The sequence below is a fragment of the Bacteroides intestinalis genome, assembly GCF_003464595.1.
Classification (GTDB): domain Bacteria; phylum Bacteroidota; class Bacteroidia; order Bacteroidales; family Bacteroidaceae; genus Bacteroides; species Bacteroides intestinalis_A.
In genome coordinates this window covers 438,124-458,639 of sequence record NZ_QRZF01000004.1, presented here as the reverse complement: position 1 = coordinate 458,639, position 20,516 = coordinate 438,124, and the positions used below count along the sequence as shown (strand labels likewise).

The following is a 20,516-nucleotide window of genomic DNA, read 5'->3' as shown; positions in this document are numbered from 1 at the left end:
AAATCTATAAATCATTGAATGTATGAAAACACTTTTATCAACCTACTTGCGTGAGTTACATATTCCTTTTACCAGAAGCTATGCCGATAAACTGTTTGCAGAACATTCACGTCGTTATAACTTATATGGTTTGTCAGATATGCTATCTGTGTATAAGATAGAAAATGCCGGAATACAGGTGGAGGAAAAAGACTTAAAAGAATTAGCTTCTCTTTTTGTGGCGCATGTCAGTAATGATTTTGTAGTAGTAAGGCAAATGTCTGGTCGGGGAGTCGATTATGTTTAGTGTGAGAAAGAAATATCTATCATATGATGTTGTGTTGTAGTGTTTTAACACGATATCATGTTGTTTACATCCGATAAGGTATGATAAAGATTATTTGTATTATATGCCTCTTTTTGTGTTCATGCCACAGCTATTCAGATACCGGTCTGGTTGTTTGGAATTATGATGATTTCATAAAGAGAGAGATGAAAATGTCTGATATAGCCGATGAGATGACAATCATTCAGCCCGGCTCTATCGATTATAAGGGAGCCCGAATTGTACATGCTTCATCTTTTTTCTTGGCTGGAACGGAGCAAGGAGTATTGAGGTATGATAAAGAAGGGCATTTTATGAACAGGATAGGGGCTATAGGGCAAGGGCCGGGTGAATACAGAAGATTTTATAATATGGCGATAAATGAAACAGACAGGATTATTTATGTTTACTGTATGGACACCTCTACGCTATTATCTTTTTCTTATGAAGGTAATTTCCTTAATAAACATTCTCTTCAGCTTCCTAAAAAAATGGCATGGAAATTCTATTGTTTGAAGGATAAGCTCTATTTCTATTATAGTATAGATGTCGACGATGAATCACTACCCTATATGTATGCAATAACAGATACAATAGGGAATTTATTATATTCTAAATTGGATGAAAGTTTACATTTTGCTTCGGGTAATTATCTTAGTTTTCCATCTGATCATATAGGACTGTTTGGTGACACCATGCTAGTCTGGAATCAATATAGCGATACTATCTATCGAGTTTCAGAAAAGGGAGAAGAAGCTTTTGCAGTATGGGGTGAGTGGGATAAACGATTGACTCCTGCCAAAGTAGAAAAGGAAGAATGTAATCAATCTATGATAATATCTACCATTTTTGAAACAGTTAATTATTATTTATGTATATGGCGTCCCTATGATATAAGGAAGAATAAATGGAATTATTGTTTTTATGATAAAGCATCCGGGAAGTTGTTTAACTCGGAAGGAATCACCGATGACTTATGGGGGCTTCCTTCTGTTTTTCCTTATAATTATTATGTGATGGATGGTCGTGAATATTTGGAATGTGGCTATCCTACTTATAAATTGTTGGATGCTTGGCTAACTTCTGATGATCCTAAGATACGAAAGCAAGCTGAGAGTATAGATGAAGAAGGTAATAACGTATTGATAAGGATTCGGCTGAAGAAAAAATAATATTGGTTTCTAATGTGGCTGCCGATGCTGTTGAGACGTTGAAGTAACGTATGAAGAGTAAATTTTGTTGGCTAACAGTGATGCTTTTGATGATTTTATATGGAAATTGTGGAGAATAAGGAGAATGTCTTGTCCGGTTGATGCTCTTCTTTTTGCTTTAATTCTTGGGATAATATATTGATTCTTAGTGTTATAATCTATTTATTTTTTGTCCTGTATCTTTTCTTGTTTAAGTGTAGTATCCTGTCTAACTTTGCTACATTTCAAGTCGGGATGTTAGCTACATTTCAACTTTGATGCTGATACCGTATAGCATTAATTGTAACGGAGTAGCTGGCTGTTATGATGGATAGGGCGGAGACTTTTCTTTATTGTTTTACTTAAAATTGAATGCTTATGAAAAAGATTTTGAATGTCTCGGAAATGAAGCAGGTGCGTGGCGGAGGCGTAGTTTCTAGTTTATGTGCTCCAGATGAATATTTGTATTCATGTACGACCTCTTTTGGAAATGGTGCTTCTTCAAATGGTAAAGTTTGTGCAAAAAATAATTTTGTTGCTTCGGAGAAGATATTGAATAACTATAGAAGAATGGCACCTGAAATGGTGGAATTAGGAATACTTGCAGATTGCCGGTAATTTCAAGGATGTGGTAAAAGTAAATATTTTCTTTTGCCACATTTTCTATATTATATTTTGATTTGAAATGCGCTATCCTATACTGATAATATTATTTCTATTATATGCTTGTTCAGAACGACATTCTGAATCATGGATTTATGCGATAGAACCTACTGGTACAGTAATTTCTTCAGAAGAGGCTTATAGGCACATTGTGGATACGATATTTTATGTTCAGATAGATGATTCTGTTTTGATTCCTTCTCTTGGAGGTGACTATCACTGCATTACAGATAATTATTTATTCTTTAATACTAAACAGGGATTGTTGAAATATGACTGGAATGGAAAATTTCTGCAAAAGATAGGGGAAATAGGAGAAGGCCCTAAAGAATATTGTCAATATCCGAATATCGCTGTTGATAATGATAACTGTTGCCTTTTTGTATATAGTCGTCCCAAAACTATCCTTGTTTATTCTTTTGATGGAATCTTATTGAATCGTTATCATATTGATATGCCGGAGGATGGGAATTATCCTAAACACCTATATTATTATGATGGATGTTTGTATTTCTTTTATACGAATGGGTTGGGTGGAGATAGAGATAATTATAAACCTTTATTTTGGGTGATTGCTACAACTAATGGGACGATTCTTTCTATTCGTCGGGCTTCACAAGAAAAAGTGAGACAGACATCTTATAAGCTTTACAATAATTTGTCTGCTAATCAAACGTATAGTGATTCATTTATATTTTGGGATTTATTTAATGATACTATATTTTATGTGAATTCAGAGAAAGTGAATACGGCCTATCTGTGGAAAAAAGATAATTATCGTGTTCGAGAGTCAGACTATGATTCTTTGGGCAATAAGAGGTTGTTTTCTCTCAACCTGTTTGATACAAAGAGGTTCTTGTGGATTTTTTGGACAAGTATGGATGTTTCTGATTTATCTAAAAAAAGTATGACTTTATATGATAGAAAGACAAAACAAATCTATCGTTTTGATAATTTATATATTTCAGAGAAAAATTCTAATGTTAGATTGCCCATTAATTTGTCGACTTATATGCAATATAAGGGCCGTGAATATATACTATTTGAAATGAAGTCTAAAGATTTATATAATATTCCGGGTGCATTACGTTGGGGGATAGATGAAAATGACGAGGAAGGTAATCCGGTATTAGTCTTGATTCGATTGAAAGATGAATGAAAATCTATAAATCATTGAATACATGAAAACACTATTATCAACCTATTTGCATGAGTTACATATTCCTTTTACCAGAAGCTATGCCGATAAACTTTTTGCAGAACATCCGCATCGTTATAACTTATATGGTTTGTCAGATATGCTATCTGTATATAAGATAGAAAATGCAGGAATACAGGTGGAGGATAAAGACTTAAGAGAATTAGCTTCTCCTTTTGTGGCGCATGTCAGTAATGATTTTGTGGTAGTAAAGCAAATGTCTGATCAGGGAGTCGATTATGTTTGGCGCGAGAAAGAAATATCTGTATCCGTAGATGAATTTAAAAAGCTATGGTCAGGTATCGCACTTGTTGCTGAACCGGGAGAATCTTCAAGAGAACCAGAATATGAGAAGCACCGGAAAACTGCATTTTTTAATTCTGTTCAGAAAATAGGCGTAATTATGATTTTAGTTATTTTATTGGGCTTGGGGAGTTGGGAGCATCATTTACTCTCTTCTATAACAGGTGGCTTCTTATTGTTTATTAATCTGGCAGGTGTTGGTGTAAGCTTTCTGTTGTTATTGAAACAAGGCAAAATACAGAGTGAGTATACAGATAAAATTTGTTCACTGTTTAAACAAGGTGACTGTAACAGTGTGTTAGAATCTGATGCTGCAAAATTATGGGGGATGTTTAGTTGGAGTGAAATAGGGCTCGGCTATTTTATTTCGAGTCTTACTTTGGTGGTATTTTACCCTCAATGGATGCCCTATTTAATGCTTGTCAACTTATTAGCTTTGCCTTATACAGGTTGGAGTGTCTGGTATCAGTATAAAGTTGCTAAACAATGGTGTCCGTTATGCCTGTCTGTGTTATTGCTTTTGTGGATGACGGCTATTGTGAATGTGTTTGGGCAATGGCGACTACCAACTTTTGAGATGCAAGATATGCTATCTGTGGCAATACTTTATTTACTTCCTTTCTTGTCTTTACATCTGTTGTCAGAACGTTGGTTTCGTTCGGAACAGTTGGAGAATGTGAAGTATGAATTGAATAATCTGAAAGCGTCAGATAGTGTTTTTCTTTCTCAATTGGAGTTACAACCTCATTATGACGTAAATCCAGCTATTTCTCAAATAGTCTGGGGATGTCCACAAGCAAAGTTGCGTATTACGCTCTTGACTAATCCTCATTGTAATCCATGTGCGCAGATGCATAAGCGCATTGGTGCGTTGTTGAAGGAAATGGGAGATAAGGTTTGTGTTCAGTATATCTTTTCTTCCTTTAATAAGGAACTTGAAAAGAGTGCCCGATTTCTTCTTGCCGTTTATCAACAAGAGAATCATGAGAGAGCTGAAGCAATTTATAATGATTGGTTCGCTGGAAAGAAATATCTGGGAGAGACTTATATACTAACGTTTGATTATGACTTGGAGTCTGTGGAAGTTAATCGTGAGCTGAGTAAACATAAAGAATGGCAATTTGAAAACAGATTGACAGCAACTCCTACTGTTTTAATAAATGGTTATCAATTGCCGGATAGTTATAAAGTTGAAGATATGAGACATTTTGGAGATTTAAATATCAATTGATATATAAATGTTACTGTGGAATATCGTAGGGCAGTAACAGTAATGGAATAGCTAACCATTATTATAATTCATACGGTAATACTTAAAATTTTATGCTTATGAAACGAGTTTTAGATGTTGCAGAAATGAAGCAGATTCATGGCGGTGCAGCAGTTTCAAATCTTTGTGCTTCAGGTGAAAAACTTTACACTTGCACTACTATCTATGTGGGTAGCGATGTAACAAGTAAAGGTGTGGTATGCGCCTATAGTGCAAGTGGTGCAGAATTGTTAATTACGATTCAAAGAGAATCGGAAGGAACTGAAGCTTTGGCTTCTTGTCACTAATTAATATAATATCAGTGGTAGGATAAATCTTACCACTGATAAATCACTGACATTATGAAAGTATGTATATACAGTTTGTTTTTAAGTCTTCTCCTTTTATCTTGTTTTAAGAGTGAGAAAAGCCCGTATTTGATTCTTGATCCGAAAGAACATATTTCTGAGTTCATCAGTATTTCTGAATTTGTAGATACAGTTATGTATATTCCTTTAGATACGTCCATACTGATTAAGGGAATAGGAAGACATTTTTTGATTGATGATGACTGTATGTTTTTTGATACTAGTGAAGGAATTTTAAAATATAGTAGACAAGGAACTTTTCTACAGAAAATAGGTCGCGTCGGAGGTGCTCCCCAAGAGTATACCAATTATAAAGCTATAGCAATGGATAAAGAGAATGAAAGAATATATGTCTACAGTTTACCAAGGAAGCTTATAGTTTATAATTTTGATGGAGAGTTTCTGAATTCCTTTTCAGTAGAACTTCCCGATGATGGTCTATATCCTATACAAATGTACTATAGAAATGGATTGATATATTTTTTTTATCGAAATTGTTTGGGAGGTGAGACGCGTAAGTCTTTATTTTGGATAATTACGGATACTAAGGGACAGATGAAGACATATCGGCGTAGTAATGAGATTCAACTTGGAGCTGATTATGCAGCTTCGTATGGGTTATTTGGTGTTAATGTAAAAGATAAAGATTCGTTTGTATATTGGGATCTTTTTAATGATACCGTTTTTCATGTTAATGGGATGGAAACAGAGATAGCTTATCTATGGGACAAAGGAAAGTTTCGTTTGTTGGATACTGACAATTTTGAAGTTCCTGATGATGACCGGAGAATATGTACGGCTCTCGTTGATGCTGATCATTTTTTATTACTTCGTTGGAATACAATGAGGCATGTCAGTGCACAAGTCTTTTTATCTTATTATGATAAAAAGGAAAAGAAAACTTATAAATTGGATGATTCACATGTAGTGCCGAAAAGTAAGTTGTCGCTTTTGAATCACTTTTTTGCTTATGAACGAATAGATGGGCGCGAATATCTTTTGATGGGAGCAAAGGTAAATGAGTTACCGGATGATATGAAAGATTCTTTGGGGAATTTATCATATGAGGATGAGGATAATCCTATTTTGGTATTAATAAGGCTGAATAAATGAAACACTCGTTCCCATATTATCATCAGGCGGATGCAATGGATTGTGGTCCTACCTGTTTGCGGATGATTGCTAAATACTATGGTAAAAGCTATTCATTACAGACATTGCGTGCACGCTCATTTATATCCCGTGAAGGAGTATCATTATTGGGGATTAGTGATGCGGGAGAGGCTATTGGTTTTCGGACGTCAGGAGTTTATGTATCATTTGAACAATTTATTACGGATGTACCGTTACCTTGCATCTTACATTGGGATCAAAACCATTTTGTAGTTTGCTATGGCATTAAAAAAAGAAAAGGGGAATATTGGTTTCAGATTGCTGATCCCGGAAAGCAGATGGTGACTTATAATGAACAGGAATTTAAGAAGTGCTGGCTGTCGACAAGGACAGAGGGGGAAGATGTCGGTACTGCATTGATATTGGAACCCGGACCGGACTTTTATCATCGTGAGGATGAACCGGAAATTAGGGAAAGAGGATTGCTTTTCTTTCTGAGATATCTCACCCCTTATAAAAAACAATTGATACAGTTGATATTGGGGATGCTAACAGTCAGCTTGTTGCAATTGATTCTCCCTTTTCTGACGCAATCATTGGTGGACGTAGGTATCCGTGATAGCAATTTGAATTTTATCATTCTGGTACTGATAGCACAAATCATAATTTCTGTTTCGCAACTTTCGGTAGAGTTTATTCGCAGTTGGATACTATTACATGTTAACACACGTATTACTATTTCTTTAATATCTGATTTTCTGGCTAAGCTAATGAAATTGCCATTGCACTTCTTTGACTCAAAAATGGTAGGTGATATTATGCAACGTATCGGTGATCATGAACGTATCAAAACATTCCTGACAGGGTCATCCATTACCACACTCTTTTCCTTTGTTAATTTCTTTATTTTTGGCTTTGTACTTGCTTATTATAATTTGACAGTGTTAGGTATCTTCTTATTGGGCAACACTTTGTATGTGTGTTGGATACTCGTTTTTATGAAGTATCGGCGGGAATTGGATATACGCCGTTTTGCACAAGCGGCAGGCGAACAAAGCAACCTGATACAAATTGTAACTGCTATGCAGGAAATCAAACTAAATAACTGTGAGACTCAGAAACGCTGGCAGTGGGAACGTATACAGGTGAAACTGTTCAAAATTAGCATAAAAGGTTTGGCACTGGGACAAATTCAGCAAGTGGGTTCCATATTCTTTAATCAAACTACCAACATTGTGATTTCCTTTATTGCGGCAAAAGCTGTAATAGATGGACAGATGACGTTGGGTATGATGATGTCTCTGACCTATATTATCGGTCAGTTGAGTTCTCCGGTATCTTCTTTTATTGGTTTTGCACAGCAATTTCAGGATGCCAAAATTAGTTTGGAGCGTCTGAACGAGATACATGGACGGAAAGACGAGGAACAGGATATTTCGTCAAAACTTACAGTGTTACCGGAAAAAGGAGATATACGGCTAGAGAATGTTTCATTCAGTTATGACGGTGCAAACAGAGATTATGTACTGGATGATGTTTCTTTCAATATCCCTCAGCATAAAGTGACGGCGATTGTAGGGGCAAGTGGTAGTGGTAAAACAACTTTGATAAAATTGATGCTTGGCTTTTATACTCCCAATAAAGGAGCGATAAAGATACAGGATACTCCGTTAGAGAACATTAATCCACATTTATGGCGTGCCCGAACCGGGTCTGTGATGCAGGATGGTTTTATATTCTCCGAGACAATTGCACAGAATATTGCGGTAGGTGAGGAGCAGATTGATATTGAACGTTTGAGACATGCGGTGACCATTGCCAATATTCGTGACTTTATAGATTCCTTACCGTTGGGATACAATACTAAAATCGGTATGGAAGGAAATGGCATCAGCCAAGGGCAGAGACAGCGTATTTTGATAGCCCGTGCGGTGTATAAGAATCCGGATTATCTGTTTTTTGATGAAGCTACCAATGCACTGGATGCGAATAATGAGCGCGAGATAATGGAGCATTTGCATGTATTTTATAAAGGGAAAACAGTTGTTGTTGTGGCTCACCGGCTGAGTACGGTGAGAGATGCAGATAATATCATAGTACTGGATAAAGGCAAAATAGCCGAAGAGGGAACCCACAAGGAATTGGCGGAACGGAAGGGTTTATATTACCAGTTGGTAAAGAATCAATTGGAGCTGGGTAATTAGAAATTGGTAATTTAAGATAGTGGAAGAGGAGAAGAAATATAAAGAGATAGAACTGCGCAGCGAGGAAGTGCAGGAAGTGATGAATCACATTTCACCTTGGGTGGTGAGATGGGGGATAACTGTGCTGTTCATTATTCTGTTAGCTTTACTGGCAGGGGGCTGGATTTTTAAATATCCGGATGTTTTGCAGGCGGAAGTGACACTGACCACTGAGGAACCTCCAGCTTTTATATTGGCACGTTCTATGGGTAAAATAGATACTTTATATGTACACAATGGCGATACGGTGAGGGCAGGCGAACATTTGGGAGTCATTCAGAATGCTTCTGTTACGGAAGATGTACTATGGCTGACAGACCGTATGAAAGAGTGGGGAATAGCAGGTTATGAACCGGCGAAAGGGGCTGAATATTTTATAGGTAAGCGTTTGCAGTTGGGAGAATTGCAGTCTGCATATGCTTCATTTATGATTGCTCTTTCAGATTATGTTCGCTTTATCCAGCAAGATTATTATGCAAAGAAGATGGATGCAGGAAAGAAACAACTGGCTGGGCAACGCTCTTATCTTAACTTGGTGGAGCGTGAACATACACTGACCGAAAAAGAAATGGAACTGGCGCAGAGTATGTACGACCGGGATTCCATTTTGTATGCGAGAAATGCAATGATTGTGGCAGAATTTGAAGAGTCGGGCAGCCGTTATTTACAGAGTTTACGTACCAGAGAAACTTCCGGCATGAGTTTGCTGCAGGCTGAAATGCAGTTAAAACAACAGGAGGAAAACTTGCTGGACTTGGGTAAACAGGCTTATGATGAGGAACAGAACCGCAGGCTTGAATTGAAAAATGCAATTGAGCAGCTTCAGGCACAACTGAGTTCGTGGGCACAGAACTATCTGTTTAGTAGTCCTATTTGCGGTAAGATAACTTTTATGACAGTTTGGAGCCGCAATCAGAATGTACAGTCGGGTGAGACTGTTTTTGTGGTTCAGCCTTCCGAAGAGTCGAAAGTGGTTGGTAAAGCCAAACTCCCTTTACAAGGTTCGGGAAAGGTGCAAGTAGGACAGAAAGTGCATATCCGTATGGATAATTACCCCGATCAAGAGTTTGGCTATGTGAGAGGAAAGGTGGAAAGTATCTCTCCGGCTCCGACGGAAGATGGACTTTATGTAGTGGAAATAGTATTGCCGGAAGGTTTGCACACGAATTATGGTAAAACCCTTCCGACTTTACGTGAATTGAAAGGCACGGCAGACATTATATTGGCAGACAGAAATGTATTGGAACGTTTATTAGCCCCGTTAAGGAAGATAGTAGAATACGAAGACTAAATAAAACCTTTGCTACTTTCCGCCAACTCCCGAACTTTTTCGTACTTTTGCCCATTCAATTAGTATGAACGATGGAAGTAACTTTAATCGTTCAATCGTAAATCGTCTAATCGTAAATAATCAAATGTTAACAAAAGTAATAGAACAAGCCAAAATAGATCGTTTTGCCAGATGGATGGGGCATGCGGAGAGAATTGTAATTGTAGCCCATGTAGCGCCGGATGGCGATGCCATAGGCTCTTCATTGGGATTGTGGCACTTCCTGAATTCACAAGATAAAACGGTAAATGTCATTGTGCCGAATGCTTTCCCCGACTTTCTGCGATGGATGCCGGGTAGCAAAGATGTATTACTCTATGACCGCTACAAAGAATTTGCCGATAAGCTGATTGCTGAGGCTGAAATAATCTGTTGTCTGGATTTCAATGCTTTGAGTCGTATTGATGCAATGGCGGATGCAATAAAGGCAGCAAAAGGGAAGAAGATTTTGGTAGACCATCATCTGTATCCCGAAGATTTTTGTGATATCACAATTTCACACCCCAATATTTCTTCTACTTCGGAGCTTGTATTCCGCTTGATATGCCGCATGGGGTATTTCAATGAAATAACCAAAGAAGGAGCAGAGTGCATCTATACCGGTATGATGACCGATACGGGTGGATTTACTTATAACTCCAATAACCGGGAGATTTATTTTATCATCAGTGAATTACTTTCCAAGGGTATCGATAAGGATGACATTTACCGGAAAGTTTATAATACTTACTCTGAAAGTCGCTTGCGACTGATGGGGTATGTGCTTTCAAATATGCAGGTTTATCCCGATTATCATTCTGCCTTGATCTCATTGACAAAAAATGAGCAGGGACGTTTCAATTATATCCGGGGAGACAGCGAGGGATTTGTAAATATTCCTTTGAGTATAAAAGACGTGGTTTTCTCTTGCTTCCTGCGTGAAGACACGGAGAAGCCGATGATTAAGGTTTCATTGCGTTCTGTGGGTACATTTCCTTGCAATCAATTAGCTGCTGAATTCTTCAATGGAGGCGGACATCTGAATGCTTCCGGTGGTGAATTTTATGGTACGCTGGAGGAAGCAAAGAAAGTCCTGGAACGTGCTTTAGAGAAATTCAAGCCTTTATTGAATGCGAAAGGATAAAAAAAGAGGGGCACAAAGGTTAAAAGATACGAACTTTCCTCGTAGAGCTTTCAACTTTCAACGAAATCGAATACTTTTGTACGGAATTACTAAATAACAGATAATGAAGAAACTTACATTATTCTTTTTGTCTTTGCTGGCATGTGGTCTGGCTTTCCAGGCTTGTGATAACACCAAGACTTATGCAGAAATGCTGGAGGAGGAAAAAGATGCCATCAAAGCATTTATAAAGGACAATAATATTAAGGTTATATCCCAAACGGAGTTTTACAGAAACGACTCGACTACGGATACACTAAAGAATGAATATGTGCAACTTGCCAGCGGCGTATATATGCAAATACGGGATAAAGGCTCTAAAAATCCTGCTGATACAGTAAAAGCGAACGACCAAATATTGGTACGTTTCATGGAATACGGCCTCATTCAAGGAGATACGACAATGTCTAACTTAGGATTTGCGGAAGTAGTGGATGAATTTAATTACCGGGTAACGAGTTCTTCCATTGCCGGTCAGTTTACTCAAGGATTGATGTATTCTTATTATGGAACTTCTGTTCCCGCAGGCTGGTTGGTGCCGTTGACCTATGTACGTGACATGGCACACGTCAGACTGATCGTTCCTTCAAAGATGGGACACAGCACAGCTATGCAGTCCGTATACCCTTATTACTATGATATCCGTAAATACCAAATCTATAGGTAATTATAGTATATAACCAACAATCTTTAAATCATTAACCTAATGACTCTAATCAAATCTATCTCTGGAATCCGCGGAACTATTGGCGGAGGAGCCGGTGTGGGCTTGAATCCGCTTGACATTGTGAAATTCACATCAGCGTATGCCACACTTATTCGCAAAACGTGCACGGTAAAAAGCAACAAAATTGTAGTAGGACGCGACGCCCGTATTTCGGGTGAAATGGTAAAGAATGTAGTAGTAGGTACCCTGATGGGTATGGGATGGGATGTAGTGGACATCGATCTGGCTTCTACACCGACCACTGAATTGGCCGTAACTATGGAAGGCGCCAGTGGTGGTATTATCCTGACTGCTTCGCACAATCCGAAACAATGGAATGCCCTGAAATTGTTGAATGAACGCGGCGAATTTCTGAATGCTGCCGAAGGTAACGAAGTACTCCGCATTGCCGAGGCTGAAGAATTTGACTTTGCTGATGTAGATCATCTGGGATCATATCGCAAGGATCTGACTTACAATCAAAAACATATAGACAGTGTGTTGGCGCTTAGTCTGGTAGATGTAGAAGCTATCAGAAAGGCGAACTTCCGCGTGGCTATTGACTGTGTGAACTCTGTGGGTGGTATTATTCTGCCTGAGTTACTGGAACAATTGGGTGTACAGCATGTAGAGAAACTCTATTGCGAACCGACCGGTGATTTCCAACATAATCCCGAACCACTTGAAAAGAATCTGGGTGACATTATGGACCTGATGAAAGGTGGCAAGGCTGATGTGGCTTTCGTAGTTGACCCTGACGTAGACCGCTTGGCAATGATTTGCGAAGATGGAAAAATGTATGGCGAAGAATACACGCTGGTGAGTGTAGCCGATTATGTGTTGAAGCATACTCCGGGTAATACAGTTTCTAACTTGAGTTCTACACGTGCTTTGCGTGATGTAACCCGCAAGTATGGCAAGGAATATTTTGCTTCTGCCGTAGGCGAAGTAAACGTTACCACCAAGATGAAAGAAGTGGGTGCCGTAATTGGTGGCGAAGGTAATGGCGGAGTCATTTATCCGGAAAGTCACTACGGACGTGATGCGCTGGTTGGTATTGCCTTGTTCCTGAGCCATCTGGCACATGAAGGCAAGAAGGTGAGCGAGCTTCGTGCAACTTATCCTGCTTACTTCATGGCAAAGAATCGCGTAGATCTGACTCCAGAAACGGATGTGGATGCTATTCTGGCTAAGGTGAAAGAAATTTATAAGGATGAAGAAATCAATGACATTGATGGTGTGAAAATAGACTTTGCCGATAAGTGGGTACACTTGCGTAAAAGTAACACCGAGCCGATTATCCGCGTGTATAGTGAAGCGTCTACAGCAGAAGCGGCAGAAGAAATCGGTCAGAAGATAATGAAGGTGATTGAAGATTTAGCGAAGTAAGCTGAATTAAACGATAATGACAAGTCCCGCTTTTCCAGAAGAGAAAGGCGGGACTTTTTTCTGATTAACGTAGCCGATGGAATCATAATTTGCGCAAACGGGGGTGAAAATCGGTGTTTGCGCAGATTATAAGTTTATAATTTGCGTAAACGGGTGTTTTTTGTTATGTTTGCGCAAGTTATAAATGGAGGAAAGACCGATGAACGTAAAGTTGATAGGACGTAAAAAGGAATTGGAAGCCTTGAGGGAATACATCAGTTCCAATAAGTCGGAATTTGTAGCGGTCTATGGTCGTCGTCGTGTAGGAAAAACATTTCTTATCCGTCAGATGGCAGCGGACAACTTTGCTTTTTATGTAACAGGGATGGATAATGCAAGTATGAAAGAGCAGTTGACGAACTTCGGCATTGCTCTTCAAAGGCATAAAAGATCGCCTACCTTGTCTGTACCCGAAAGCTGGATCTTGGCTTTTTATGAACTTGCCCGTTATCTGGAGACATTACCCGATGGGCCGAAGGTGATCTTTATAGACGAACTGCCGTGGATGGACACGCCTAAATCGGGGTTTGTCAGTGCACTTGAGAATTTCTGGAATAGCTGGGCAGCCGTTCGCACGGATGTGAAGTTGATTGTTTGCGGTTCTGCCACTTCATGGATGATAAACAAGTTGATAAAGAATCGCGGTGGTTTGCACAACCGCATTACGCACCGGATGATTATTGAACCTTTTGTGCTTAATGAATGTGAGCAGTACTTCATGGCGAATGGTTTCTCTTATTCCCATCGAGACATTGCAGAGTGTTATATGGTGCTGGGCGGCATTCCTTATTATCTTTCTTTTATGCGGAAAGACCGCAGTTTGGCGCAGAATATTGACCGGTTGTTTTTTGAAAGTGGAGCAGAGCTGTCCGATGAATTTGAAAACCTCTATCGTGCCTTGTTCAAGAATGCTGGTTTGCATATACAGATAGTAACTGCACTTGCCACGAAGGCTAAAGGACTGAATCGTAAAGAATTGCTCAGGGTTACAGGACTGACCAATAACGGGGCTTTCAGCATAGCCCTTGAAGAATTGGAGAGTTGTGGTTTTATTCGCCGGTATGAACCTTTCGGAAAGCCGAGGATGAGCCCGACAGGAAGGTTGCAGCGAGATGCTTTGTTTCAATTGGTGGACTTCTATACTTTATTTTACTTTCGCTTCATACGTACCAATCGTTATCGCGATGAACATTTCTGGACTACTTCGCAGAACACTCCACTACATGCCTCTTGGAGCGGTTATGCCTTCGAGATGCTTTGTCTGGACCATGTGCGGCAGATAAAGGCGGCACTCGGAATAGCCGGTGTGCAGACGTTGGTTTGTTCATGGAGTAGTTCTACTGTAGATAAAGGGGCACAGATAGACTTGGTAATTGATCGTAAGGATGAAACTGTAAATCTCTGTGAGATGAAATATTACTCTACGGTGTTTGCGATAGACAAAGGCTATGAAGAAAAGTTAAGAAACAAGATTGCCGCTTTTCGAGAAGAAACAAATACACGAAAGTCGTTGATGCTGACTTTTGTCACCACTTACGGGTTAAAAGAGAATATGTATTCCGGTTGTGTTCAGAGCCAGGTGCTTTTGGACGATTTGTTCAAGGAATGACGGTGTAACTTTGCTTTTTTGTCAAGAGCAGATTTATATAAGATTAACAGACGGGAGGTTTAAACCTCCCGTTTTTGCTTTCGGAACAGACCGTCTGTTTACCTCAAACGCATCATCTGTTTGCCTCAATTGCATTATCCGTTTCGCAGGGCTGAATAACCGAAATGTCGTACCTCAGTAATCCGAATACCACACCTCAACAGGTGAAATGGCTTGCATTTAGATTGTTAAGGTGTGGTATTCGGATTACTGAGGTGCGGCATTCGGGAAACTGACATGTGGCATTTCAAATGGGAGCAGTAGAGATAAAAAAAGAACGGAGAAGCGATGCCTCTCCGTTTATGCTAATTTAAAATTGAATCTTAAATAGATTTACCGATACAAATATACGACATCGAGGAGGCGATGTCAAGTGTTTAGGGGATTTTTTGTATTAGAAGTTGCAGATTAATGGGATTATTTTAAATAGATGCTTTGATAAAGTTCTGCATAATTACAGTTAGTATCAAGGTTAAAGTGGTTCGATTACTTTCTCTATCTCCCCCTCAAAGTTCGGTGTAAACACACCTTTCCCCATATTTTCTTTAATCTCCTCTATGGTCCAGAAACGACCATCGTCCAATTCATCGCTTGGTTGTATCTCGCCGTCGTAAACCGTTTTGTGTACAAAGACAAGCTCTTTTTCGCGTGCAGATTCAAAGACGTAACTCGTAATAGTTTCGGGAGTAAAGTCGGTGATGCCTAACTCTTCGCGTACTTCGCGCTTCAACGCCATTTCTACACTTTCACCCAGGTCTACATGTCCTCCTACCGAAGTATCCCACTTTCCCGGCTGGATATCTTTCCATTCGGGACGTTTCTGCATATACAGTTCGCCTTTGGAATTAAAAACGTGAAGGTGAATGACCGGATGCAAGAGTTTGCTACCACTGTGGCATTCGCCACGTGTAGCGGCACCTGTGATATTTCCCTGTTCGTCGACGATAGGAAACATTTCTTGGCTATTATCGCTGTTCATTGTTGTGAATCATTTTTAAATCCTTTCACGGCAATGCGTCCGGGATTGGATTGGTTAAGTTGTAGTTTGAGAGATATTTCTGCTATGGCGTTGAAGAGACTTTCGTGATCTCGTTCATTACTTTCTAAATCTTCGGCTATTTCGGCAAGTTGTTGTTTTATTTGTTCCAATTCATCTTTTACGGAAAGATTATTTTCTTTGTATGCAAAAATAAGTTGATGCATTCGCGTAAATGCTCGCATTATGTTGATGTTGATTTGAATAGCAAGCGGGCTGCGCAGGACAGATGAAAGCATAGATACACCATTTTCTGTAAAGGCAAATACACTTGTAGCACCAATATTATATTCGGGGGGTATCACATTTTGTGATACCCCTATGTGTATCAGATTATTAGCTTCTTCTTTAGTCAGCGTAAACATAAAGTCTTCAGGAAATCGCTCAATATTTCGTCTTACAGCTTGCTTTAATGTTCTTGTTTCTATTCCATAAAGTTCCGCCAAGTCAAAATCCAGCATGACTTTAGTTCCACGTACTTCGTAAATCTTATTTTCAATTAATGTTAGTTCGTCGTTCATAATAGATATTTTTGGGCCTTATATGTACCAGCTATGATTACGGTATTAATAATGAAGAATCTCCATAACTCAGAAAACGGAAGTCATGACCTAATGCGAAGTCATATATCTTGCGCCAGTTACCTTTTACAAAAGCCGAGACAAGCAATAGCAATGTACTTTGTGGTTGATGGAAATTAGTGACCATGGCACATACAATCTTGTAGTCGTATCCCGGTGCGATAATGATCTGCGTGCTGGTGTGCAAGGCTTCCATATTGTGATGGTTCAGATAGTCGAGTATAGCTTGCAGAGCTTTTACAGATGTAATATTTGCAGTTTCTTCAGCTGTTTCATAAGGTTGCCATTGGCAGACGTGAAGTTCTTCTTCTGTGGCATCCGGATTTTTTAGTAGAGTAACGCCGATATGGTAGAGGCTTTCCAGTGTTCTTACTGAAGTAGTACCTACTGCAATTGCTTTTCCATCGTGTGCTATCAGCTTTTCAATGGTTCCGCGTGACACGGAAATATATTCCGTATGCATTTCGTGCCCTTCAATCTCTTCACTTTTAACGGGTTTGAAAGTACCTGCACCTACGTGCAATGTCAGTTCTTCGAGATCAATACCTTTTTCTTTCAGAGCATCCAGTACACGGGGGGTAAAGTGTAGTCCGGCAGTAGGAGCAGCTACGGAGCCTTTTATTTTAGAATAAACAGTCTGATAGGTTTCCTTGTCGCTTTCCTGAGTATCCCGGTTCAAGTATGGCGGAATGGGGAGTTCTCCGAATACTTCAAGAATATCAGCAAAAGTAATCTCCGGATTATCCCAACGGAAATCAACCCAATGACTGGTGCCATGACATTCACCACGAGTGGCAGTCAGAGTTATCGGTTGCCCTTTTACGGTCATTTCCCGTTTTAGCGTGCCTTCTTTCCATTTCTTCAGATTACCGATCATGCAGAGCCAGGCAGCGTGTTCGGTTTGCTGGAAATTGAGGACATAGTCGTTTGGTTCAATGGGTTCCAGGCAAAATACTTCAATCAGAGCACCGGTGTCTTTGCGGAAGTGCAGTCGTGCCTGTATCACTTTCGTATTATTGAATATCATCAGACTTCCTGCCGGCAGATAGGATGGAAGTGAAGTGAAGTGATCTTCGGAAACTTCGCCGTGACGGTAGACCAGGAGTTTGGACTGATCGCGCACCGGCAGAGGAAATTTGGCAATGCGCTCATCCGGTAATGGATAATTGAATTCGCTGATACGGATATGTTTTGGATCTTCTTTCATGATAAACTTCTTTACGGGCTGCAAAGGTACGGATATTTATCGTCTTTTTTCTATCTTTTTTTATTGAGTTACCGTATCTTTGTAGAACGATTGTTTGTTTAAGCAACTCCAATCATAAATTGTAAATAGCTAAATTGTAAATGATATGATGAAAATTGGTGATAAAGTACGTTTCCTCAATGAAATCGGCGGAGGAATCGTGAAAGGATTCAGGGGGAAAGATATTGTATTGGTGGAAGATGCCGATGGCTTTGATATTCCGATGCCCATGCGTGAGTGCGTAGTAATTGATACGGATGATTATAATATGACCCGGCCGGTGCCGAAGGCAGCTCCGAAGAAAGCGGAGGAAAAGCCGGTACGTTCTTCTATTTCTCACCCGGTTCAGGAAGATAGTGAAGTGCAGCGCTTGTCCAAGCCGCAGGTATCTGTTTACCGTCAGCCGGAAATGCGTGGGGGAGATATTCTAAATGTTTTTCTGGCTTTTGTACCGGAAGATATTAAGGCTGTCAGTACTACTCCTTTCGAATCTTATCTGGTGAATGATAGCAATTACTATCTGTATTACACTTACCTCTGTGCAGAAGGAAAAGCATGGAATGTCCGTTCCAATGGAATAGTAGAGCCGAATACGAAGTTGCTGCTGGAAGAATTTGAGAAGGTGGAACTGAATGACCGTGAACATGTTGCAGTACAGTTCATTGCTTTTAAAGAGGATCGTTCTTTTGCTTTGAAGCCGGCAGTCAGTGTGGAACTTCGCATAGATACGGTGAAGTTCTATAAACTACACACATTCCAGGAATCAGAATTCTTTGAGACACCTGCACTGATTTATGATATAGTGAAAGATGATGTTCCCACCAAACAGGTGTATGTATCAGCTGAAGATTTACAATCTGCTTTGCTGCAAAAGAAAACTGAAGATAAACCAAAGTCTCAGCCAATTGTGAAGCGCGGTGGACAAAATGGTATCATCGAGATTGATTTACATATCGGAGAATTGCTGGACGATACTAAAGGGATGAGTAACAGTGAAATATTGAATTACCAGTTGGACAAATTCCGAGAAGTTTTGGAGCAATATAAGAATAAACGTGAACAGCGCATTGTTTTTATTCACGGTAAGGGTGATGGCGTGTTGCGCAAAGCATTGCTGGAAGAGCTGAAACGTAAATATCCGAATTTCCGGCATCAGGATGCTTCTTTCCAGGAATATGGTTTTGGAGCGACGATGGTGACGATAAAATAGTTACGGGGTTACGAGCTACAAGCTACAAGTAGCTGCGCTTTCATTCCGAAAGGCACTCGTACTTGTAGCTCGTAGCTTTGTAGCTCTTATATCTTCTTTCTTCCCAAAGGAATAGAAAGTCCGATGAAAGCATTTACATGTTTGGAGTTATTTCCGAAGAACATATAGTCAGTACCCAGCATCAAAGGACCTACCTTGAAAGCAAAGCCGAATGTTTCACCACCTTGAAGCATGGAGTAACTTAATGTAGCGTTGATTAAAGTGTTCGGACGATAGTTGGCGGATAAAGTCAATTCGGAATATGTCTTTAACTGACCGAAGCGGGTAGTTGATAATAATCCTACTCCCAGTTTATTATTCAGGAATCCGTATTCTCCTCCTAAAACCATAGTCGGGGATAAGGAAGTGGTGCGGGATTTATTCTCTTTCTTCTGCAAACCGTACAATTCAAAGTCCAGTACATCAGTAGATTCACTGTAATTATCTTTATCAATAGCGATATCTTTGTTTGATTCGGCTATCTGGGTGCTTGATTTACCCCAAGAGATAAAACCTAAGTCGAGGATGGCAGCAGAGAACGTAAGGTTTTTCATAACCTGATAGCTTGCTCCCAGATCTAAGCCTGCTCCGTATCCACTGATACCGAAATTATTATAGTCCAGATCCGTGATGTATCCATTTTCTTCTTCCAAGTCCAGACCTTTAGCAGAGGCTTCCAGATAGGCATCTGATTTTAGTTGAAATTCGGAGTCTAGGCCTGCTTCTTTGCCTGATATATAAAGTTGGTTGATTTTTAAATTCAGGTTTCCGGCACCTAACAATAGTTTGGCTTTACCACCTATGGTCAGACGGTCGTTTATAGCACGTGAATAACCTGCCCCCACCTCTATATAAGAGTTCAGACGTAATTTCTCATTCTGGATATTAAAGGTTCTGCTACTTCCCCAAGTAAAATCTTCTGTATCTATGGCACGCAGATATTCGAACATGGTTTTAGGAATAGTTGCATCCACATCTACACGTGCTCCTACATTGAATGACCAGAATCCTTTGCCTCTATAGAATCCGAAAGAGATGACATCCGTATTGAGATTGATGTTCAGCTCATTCATTCCTTTCAGACGGTTGTAGAACTTATCATTGTTGTAAAACTCTCCGTCAGAGTCAAAGACGTCAATAACATCCTGGATACCCAGAGAGTTGGAGGATACCTCGGCTGCTAATGAACCTATTACAGGTAAATTGACATAGCCACGCTTGGGTTGCATTGCCGGATTCAACTGCATGCGGGTACTGCTACCTTCCATAAAGTAAGATGAGCGCATGTATTGCGCTTGCATAACTGTGGGGAGAAGAAAAGAGATGCAAATCCCCAGAAGTAAAAGCTTTCTCATTGTGCTTCGTAAATTGTGGGTTACTGTTAATGATTACTTATATCTGTTGTCGCAAAGTTAAAAGAACTATTCGTTATATCAAAATTATATAATAAATAAAAATTGGATAAACGGCCGTTTTTATGACTATATGGTTTTATAATT

Annotated in this window: 18 protein-coding genes; 14 read left to right on the top strand and 4 right to left on the bottom strand. The window is 39.6% G+C overall.

Annotation, left to right across the window (positions count from 1 at the left end; genetic code table 11):
• Positions 1-22: 22 nt before the first annotated feature.
• From DWW10_RS08440 to DWW10_RS08380, 13 genes are all read left to right on the top strand, one after another.
• Complete coding sequence (locus tag DWW10_RS08440; RefSeq protein ID WP_259320440.1) at positions 23-286, top strand: hypothetical protein; 264 nt, start codon at positions 23-25, stop codon at positions 284-286.
• An 80-nt stretch (positions 287-366) separates the two neighbouring features.
• On the top strand, positions 367-1,476 hold the full coding sequence (locus DWW10_RS08435; RefSeq protein ID WP_118421196.1) for a 6-bladed beta-propeller: 1,110 nt from the start codon (positions 367-369) through the stop codon (positions 1,474-1,476).
• 396 nt (positions 1,477-1,872) lie between these two features.
• Entirely contained in the window at positions 1,873-2,112 is a 240-nt protein-coding gene (locus DWW10_RS08430; protein WP_022394178.1) for a hypothetical protein, read from the top strand.
• A gap of 67 nt (positions 2,113-2,179) precedes the next feature.
• On the top strand, positions 2,180-3,316 hold the full coding sequence (locus DWW10_RS08425; RefSeq protein ID WP_022394177.1) for a 6-bladed beta-propeller: 1,137 nt from the start codon (positions 2,180-2,182) through the stop codon (positions 3,314-3,316).
• Positions 3,317-3,338: 22 nt separating this feature from the next.
• A complete protein-coding gene (locus tag DWW10_RS08420; RefSeq protein WP_022394176.1) occupies positions 3,339-4,889 on the top strand; it encodes a vitamin K epoxide reductase family protein in 1,551 nt (516 codons plus the stop codon).
• Between the two features lie 98 nt (positions 4,890-4,987).
• Complete coding sequence (locus DWW10_RS08415; RefSeq protein WP_022394175.1) at positions 4,988-5,215, top strand: hypothetical protein; 228 nt, start codon at positions 4,988-4,990, stop codon at positions 5,213-5,215.
• A 54-nt stretch (positions 5,216-5,269) separates the two neighbouring features.
• Positions 5,270-6,388, top strand: coding sequence for a 6-bladed beta-propeller (locus DWW10_RS08410; RefSeq protein ID WP_022394174.1), 1,119 nt, complete (start codon positions 5,270-5,272; stop codon positions 6,386-6,388).
• Positions 6,385-8,592: a peptidase domain-containing ABC transporter gene (locus DWW10_RS08405; RefSeq protein WP_022394173.1), complete on the top strand. Its 2,208-nt coding sequence runs from the start codon at positions 6,385-6,387 to the stop codon at positions 8,590-8,592. The genes DWW10_RS08410 and DWW10_RS08405 overlap by 4 nt, the downstream gene beginning before the upstream one ends.
• 19 nt (positions 8,593-8,611) lie before the next feature.
• Positions 8,612-9,922 carry an HlyD family secretion protein gene (locus DWW10_RS08400; protein ID WP_022394172.1) on the top strand — a complete coding sequence of 437 codons (1,311 nt, stop codon included), beginning with the start codon at positions 8,612-8,614 and terminating at the stop codon, positions 9,920-9,922.
• 124 nt (positions 9,923-10,046) lie between these two features.
• Positions 10,047-11,084 carry a DHH family phosphoesterase gene (locus DWW10_RS08395; RefSeq protein WP_022394171.1) on the top strand — a complete coding sequence of 346 codons (1,038 nt, stop codon included), beginning with the start codon at positions 10,047-10,049 and terminating at the stop codon, positions 11,082-11,084.
• A 103-nt stretch (positions 11,085-11,187) separates the two neighbouring features.
• The gene (locus tag DWW10_RS08390; RefSeq protein ID WP_022394170.1) at positions 11,188-11,790 is read left to right on the top strand and encodes a BamK family beta-barrel-assembly machinery protein; all 603 of its coding nucleotides are present in this window, start codon (positions 11,188-11,190) and stop codon (positions 11,788-11,790) included.
• A gap of 39 nt (positions 11,791-11,829) precedes the next feature.
• Entirely contained in the window at positions 11,830-13,218 is a 1,389-nt protein-coding gene (gene glmM, locus DWW10_RS08385) for a phosphoglucosamine mutase (protein ID WP_022394169.1), read from the top strand.
• Between the two features lie 199 nt (positions 13,219-13,417).
• Positions 13,418-14,866, top strand: a complete 1,449-nt coding sequence (locus tag DWW10_RS08380) for an AAA family ATPase (RefSeq protein ID WP_118421198.1) — start codon at positions 13,418-13,420, stop codon at positions 14,864-14,866.
• Positions 14,867-15,377: 511 nt separating this feature from the next.
• Here the strand turns inward: DWW10_RS08380 and DWW10_RS08375 are convergent.
• Genes DWW10_RS08375 through DWW10_RS08365 form a run of 3 tightly spaced genes read right to left on the bottom strand, consistent with a single transcriptional unit; the run spans position 15,378 to position 17,729 of the window.
• Complete coding sequence (locus tag DWW10_RS08375; RefSeq protein WP_022394166.1) at positions 15,378-15,884, bottom strand: NUDIX hydrolase; 507 nt, start codon at positions 15,882-15,884, stop codon at positions 15,378-15,380.
• Positions 15,881-16,462, bottom strand: coding sequence for an ORF6N domain-containing protein (locus tag DWW10_RS08370; RefSeq protein ID WP_022394165.1), 582 nt, complete (start codon positions 16,460-16,462; stop codon positions 15,881-15,883). The genes DWW10_RS08375 and DWW10_RS08370 overlap by 4 nt, the downstream gene beginning before the upstream one ends.
• A 37-nt stretch (positions 16,463-16,499) precedes the next feature.
• Complete coding sequence (locus DWW10_RS08365; RefSeq protein ID WP_118421276.1) at positions 16,500-17,729, bottom strand: S-adenosylmethionine:tRNA ribosyltransferase-isomerase; 1,230 nt, start codon at positions 17,727-17,729, stop codon at positions 16,500-16,502.
• Between the two features lie 148 nt (positions 17,730-17,877).
• Here DWW10_RS08365 and DWW10_RS08360 point away from each other — a divergent pair, with 148 nt between their 5' ends.
• Positions 17,878-18,978: a DUF2027 domain-containing protein gene (locus tag DWW10_RS08360; protein ID WP_118421277.1), complete on the top strand. Its 1,101-nt coding sequence runs from the start codon at positions 17,878-17,880 to the stop codon at positions 18,976-18,978.
• An 86-nt stretch (positions 18,979-19,064) separates the two neighbouring features.
• Here DWW10_RS08360 and DWW10_RS08355 read toward each other — a convergent pair whose 3' ends face one another.
• Positions 19,065-20,372 (bottom strand): DUF5723 family protein, encoded by a 1,308-nt coding sequence (locus DWW10_RS08355; RefSeq protein WP_118221188.1) that lies wholly within the window; start codon positions 20,370-20,372, stop codon positions 19,065-19,067.
• Positions 20,373-20,516 lie beyond the last annotated feature (144 nt).

What these genes read in the sequence shown, in the direction of transcription:
- DWW10_RS08440 (WP_259320440.1), top strand. Translation starts at nt 23, where the DNA reads ATGAAAACACTTTTATCAACCTACTTGCGTGAGTTACATATTCCTTTT.
- DWW10_RS08435 (WP_118421196.1), top strand. Translation starts at nt 367, where the DNA reads ATGATAAAGATTATTTGTATTATATGCCTCTTTTTGTGTTCATGCCAC.
- DWW10_RS08430 (WP_022394178.1), top strand. Translation starts at nt 1,873, where the DNA reads ATGAAAAAGATTTTGAATGTCTCGGAAATGAAGCAGGTGCGTGGCGGA.
- DWW10_RS08425 (WP_022394177.1), top strand. Translation starts at nt 2,180, where the DNA reads ATGCGCTATCCTATACTGATAATATTATTTCTATTATATGCTTGTTCA.
- DWW10_RS08420 (WP_022394176.1), top strand. Translation starts at nt 3,339, where the DNA reads ATGAAAACACTATTATCAACCTATTTGCATGAGTTACATATTCCTTTT.
- DWW10_RS08415 (WP_022394175.1), top strand. Translation starts at nt 4,988, where the DNA reads ATGAAACGAGTTTTAGATGTTGCAGAAATGAAGCAGATTCATGGCGGT.
- DWW10_RS08410 (WP_022394174.1), top strand. Translation starts at nt 5,270, where the DNA reads ATGAAAGTATGTATATACAGTTTGTTTTTAAGTCTTCTCCTTTTATCT.
- DWW10_RS08405 (WP_022394173.1), top strand. Translation starts at nt 6,385, where the DNA reads ATGAAACACTCGTTCCCATATTATCATCAGGCGGATGCAATGGATTGT.
- DWW10_RS08395 (WP_022394171.1), top strand. Translation starts at nt 10,047, where the DNA reads ATGTTAACAAAAGTAATAGAACAAGCCAAAATAGATCGTTTTGCCAGA.
- DWW10_RS08390 (WP_022394170.1), top strand. Translation starts at nt 11,188, where the DNA reads ATGAAGAAACTTACATTATTCTTTTTGTCTTTGCTGGCATGTGGTCTG.
- glmM (WP_022394169.1), top strand. Translation starts at nt 11,830, where the DNA reads ATGACTCTAATCAAATCTATCTCTGGAATCCGCGGAACTATTGGCGGA.
- DWW10_RS08380 (WP_118421198.1), top strand. Translation starts at nt 13,418, where the DNA reads ATGAACGTAAAGTTGATAGGACGTAAAAAGGAATTGGAAGCCTTGAGG.
- DWW10_RS08375 (WP_022394166.1), bottom strand. Translation starts at nt 15,884, where the DNA reads ATGAACAGCGATAATAGCCAAGAAATGTTTCCTATCGTCGACGAACAG.
- DWW10_RS08370 (WP_022394165.1), bottom strand. Translation starts at nt 16,462, where the DNA reads ATGAACGACGAACTAACATTAATTGAAAATAAGATTTACGAAGTACGT.
- DWW10_RS08365 (WP_118421276.1), bottom strand. Translation starts at nt 17,729, where the DNA reads ATGAAAGAAGATCCAAAACATATCCGTATCAGCGAATTCAATTATCCA.
- DWW10_RS08360 (WP_118421277.1), top strand. Translation starts at nt 17,878, where the DNA reads ATGAAAATTGGTGATAAAGTACGTTTCCTCAATGAAATCGGCGGAGGA.
- DWW10_RS08355 (WP_118221188.1), bottom strand. Translation starts at nt 20,372, where the DNA reads ATGAGAAAGCTTTTACTTCTGGGGATTTGCATCTCTTTTCTTCTCCCC.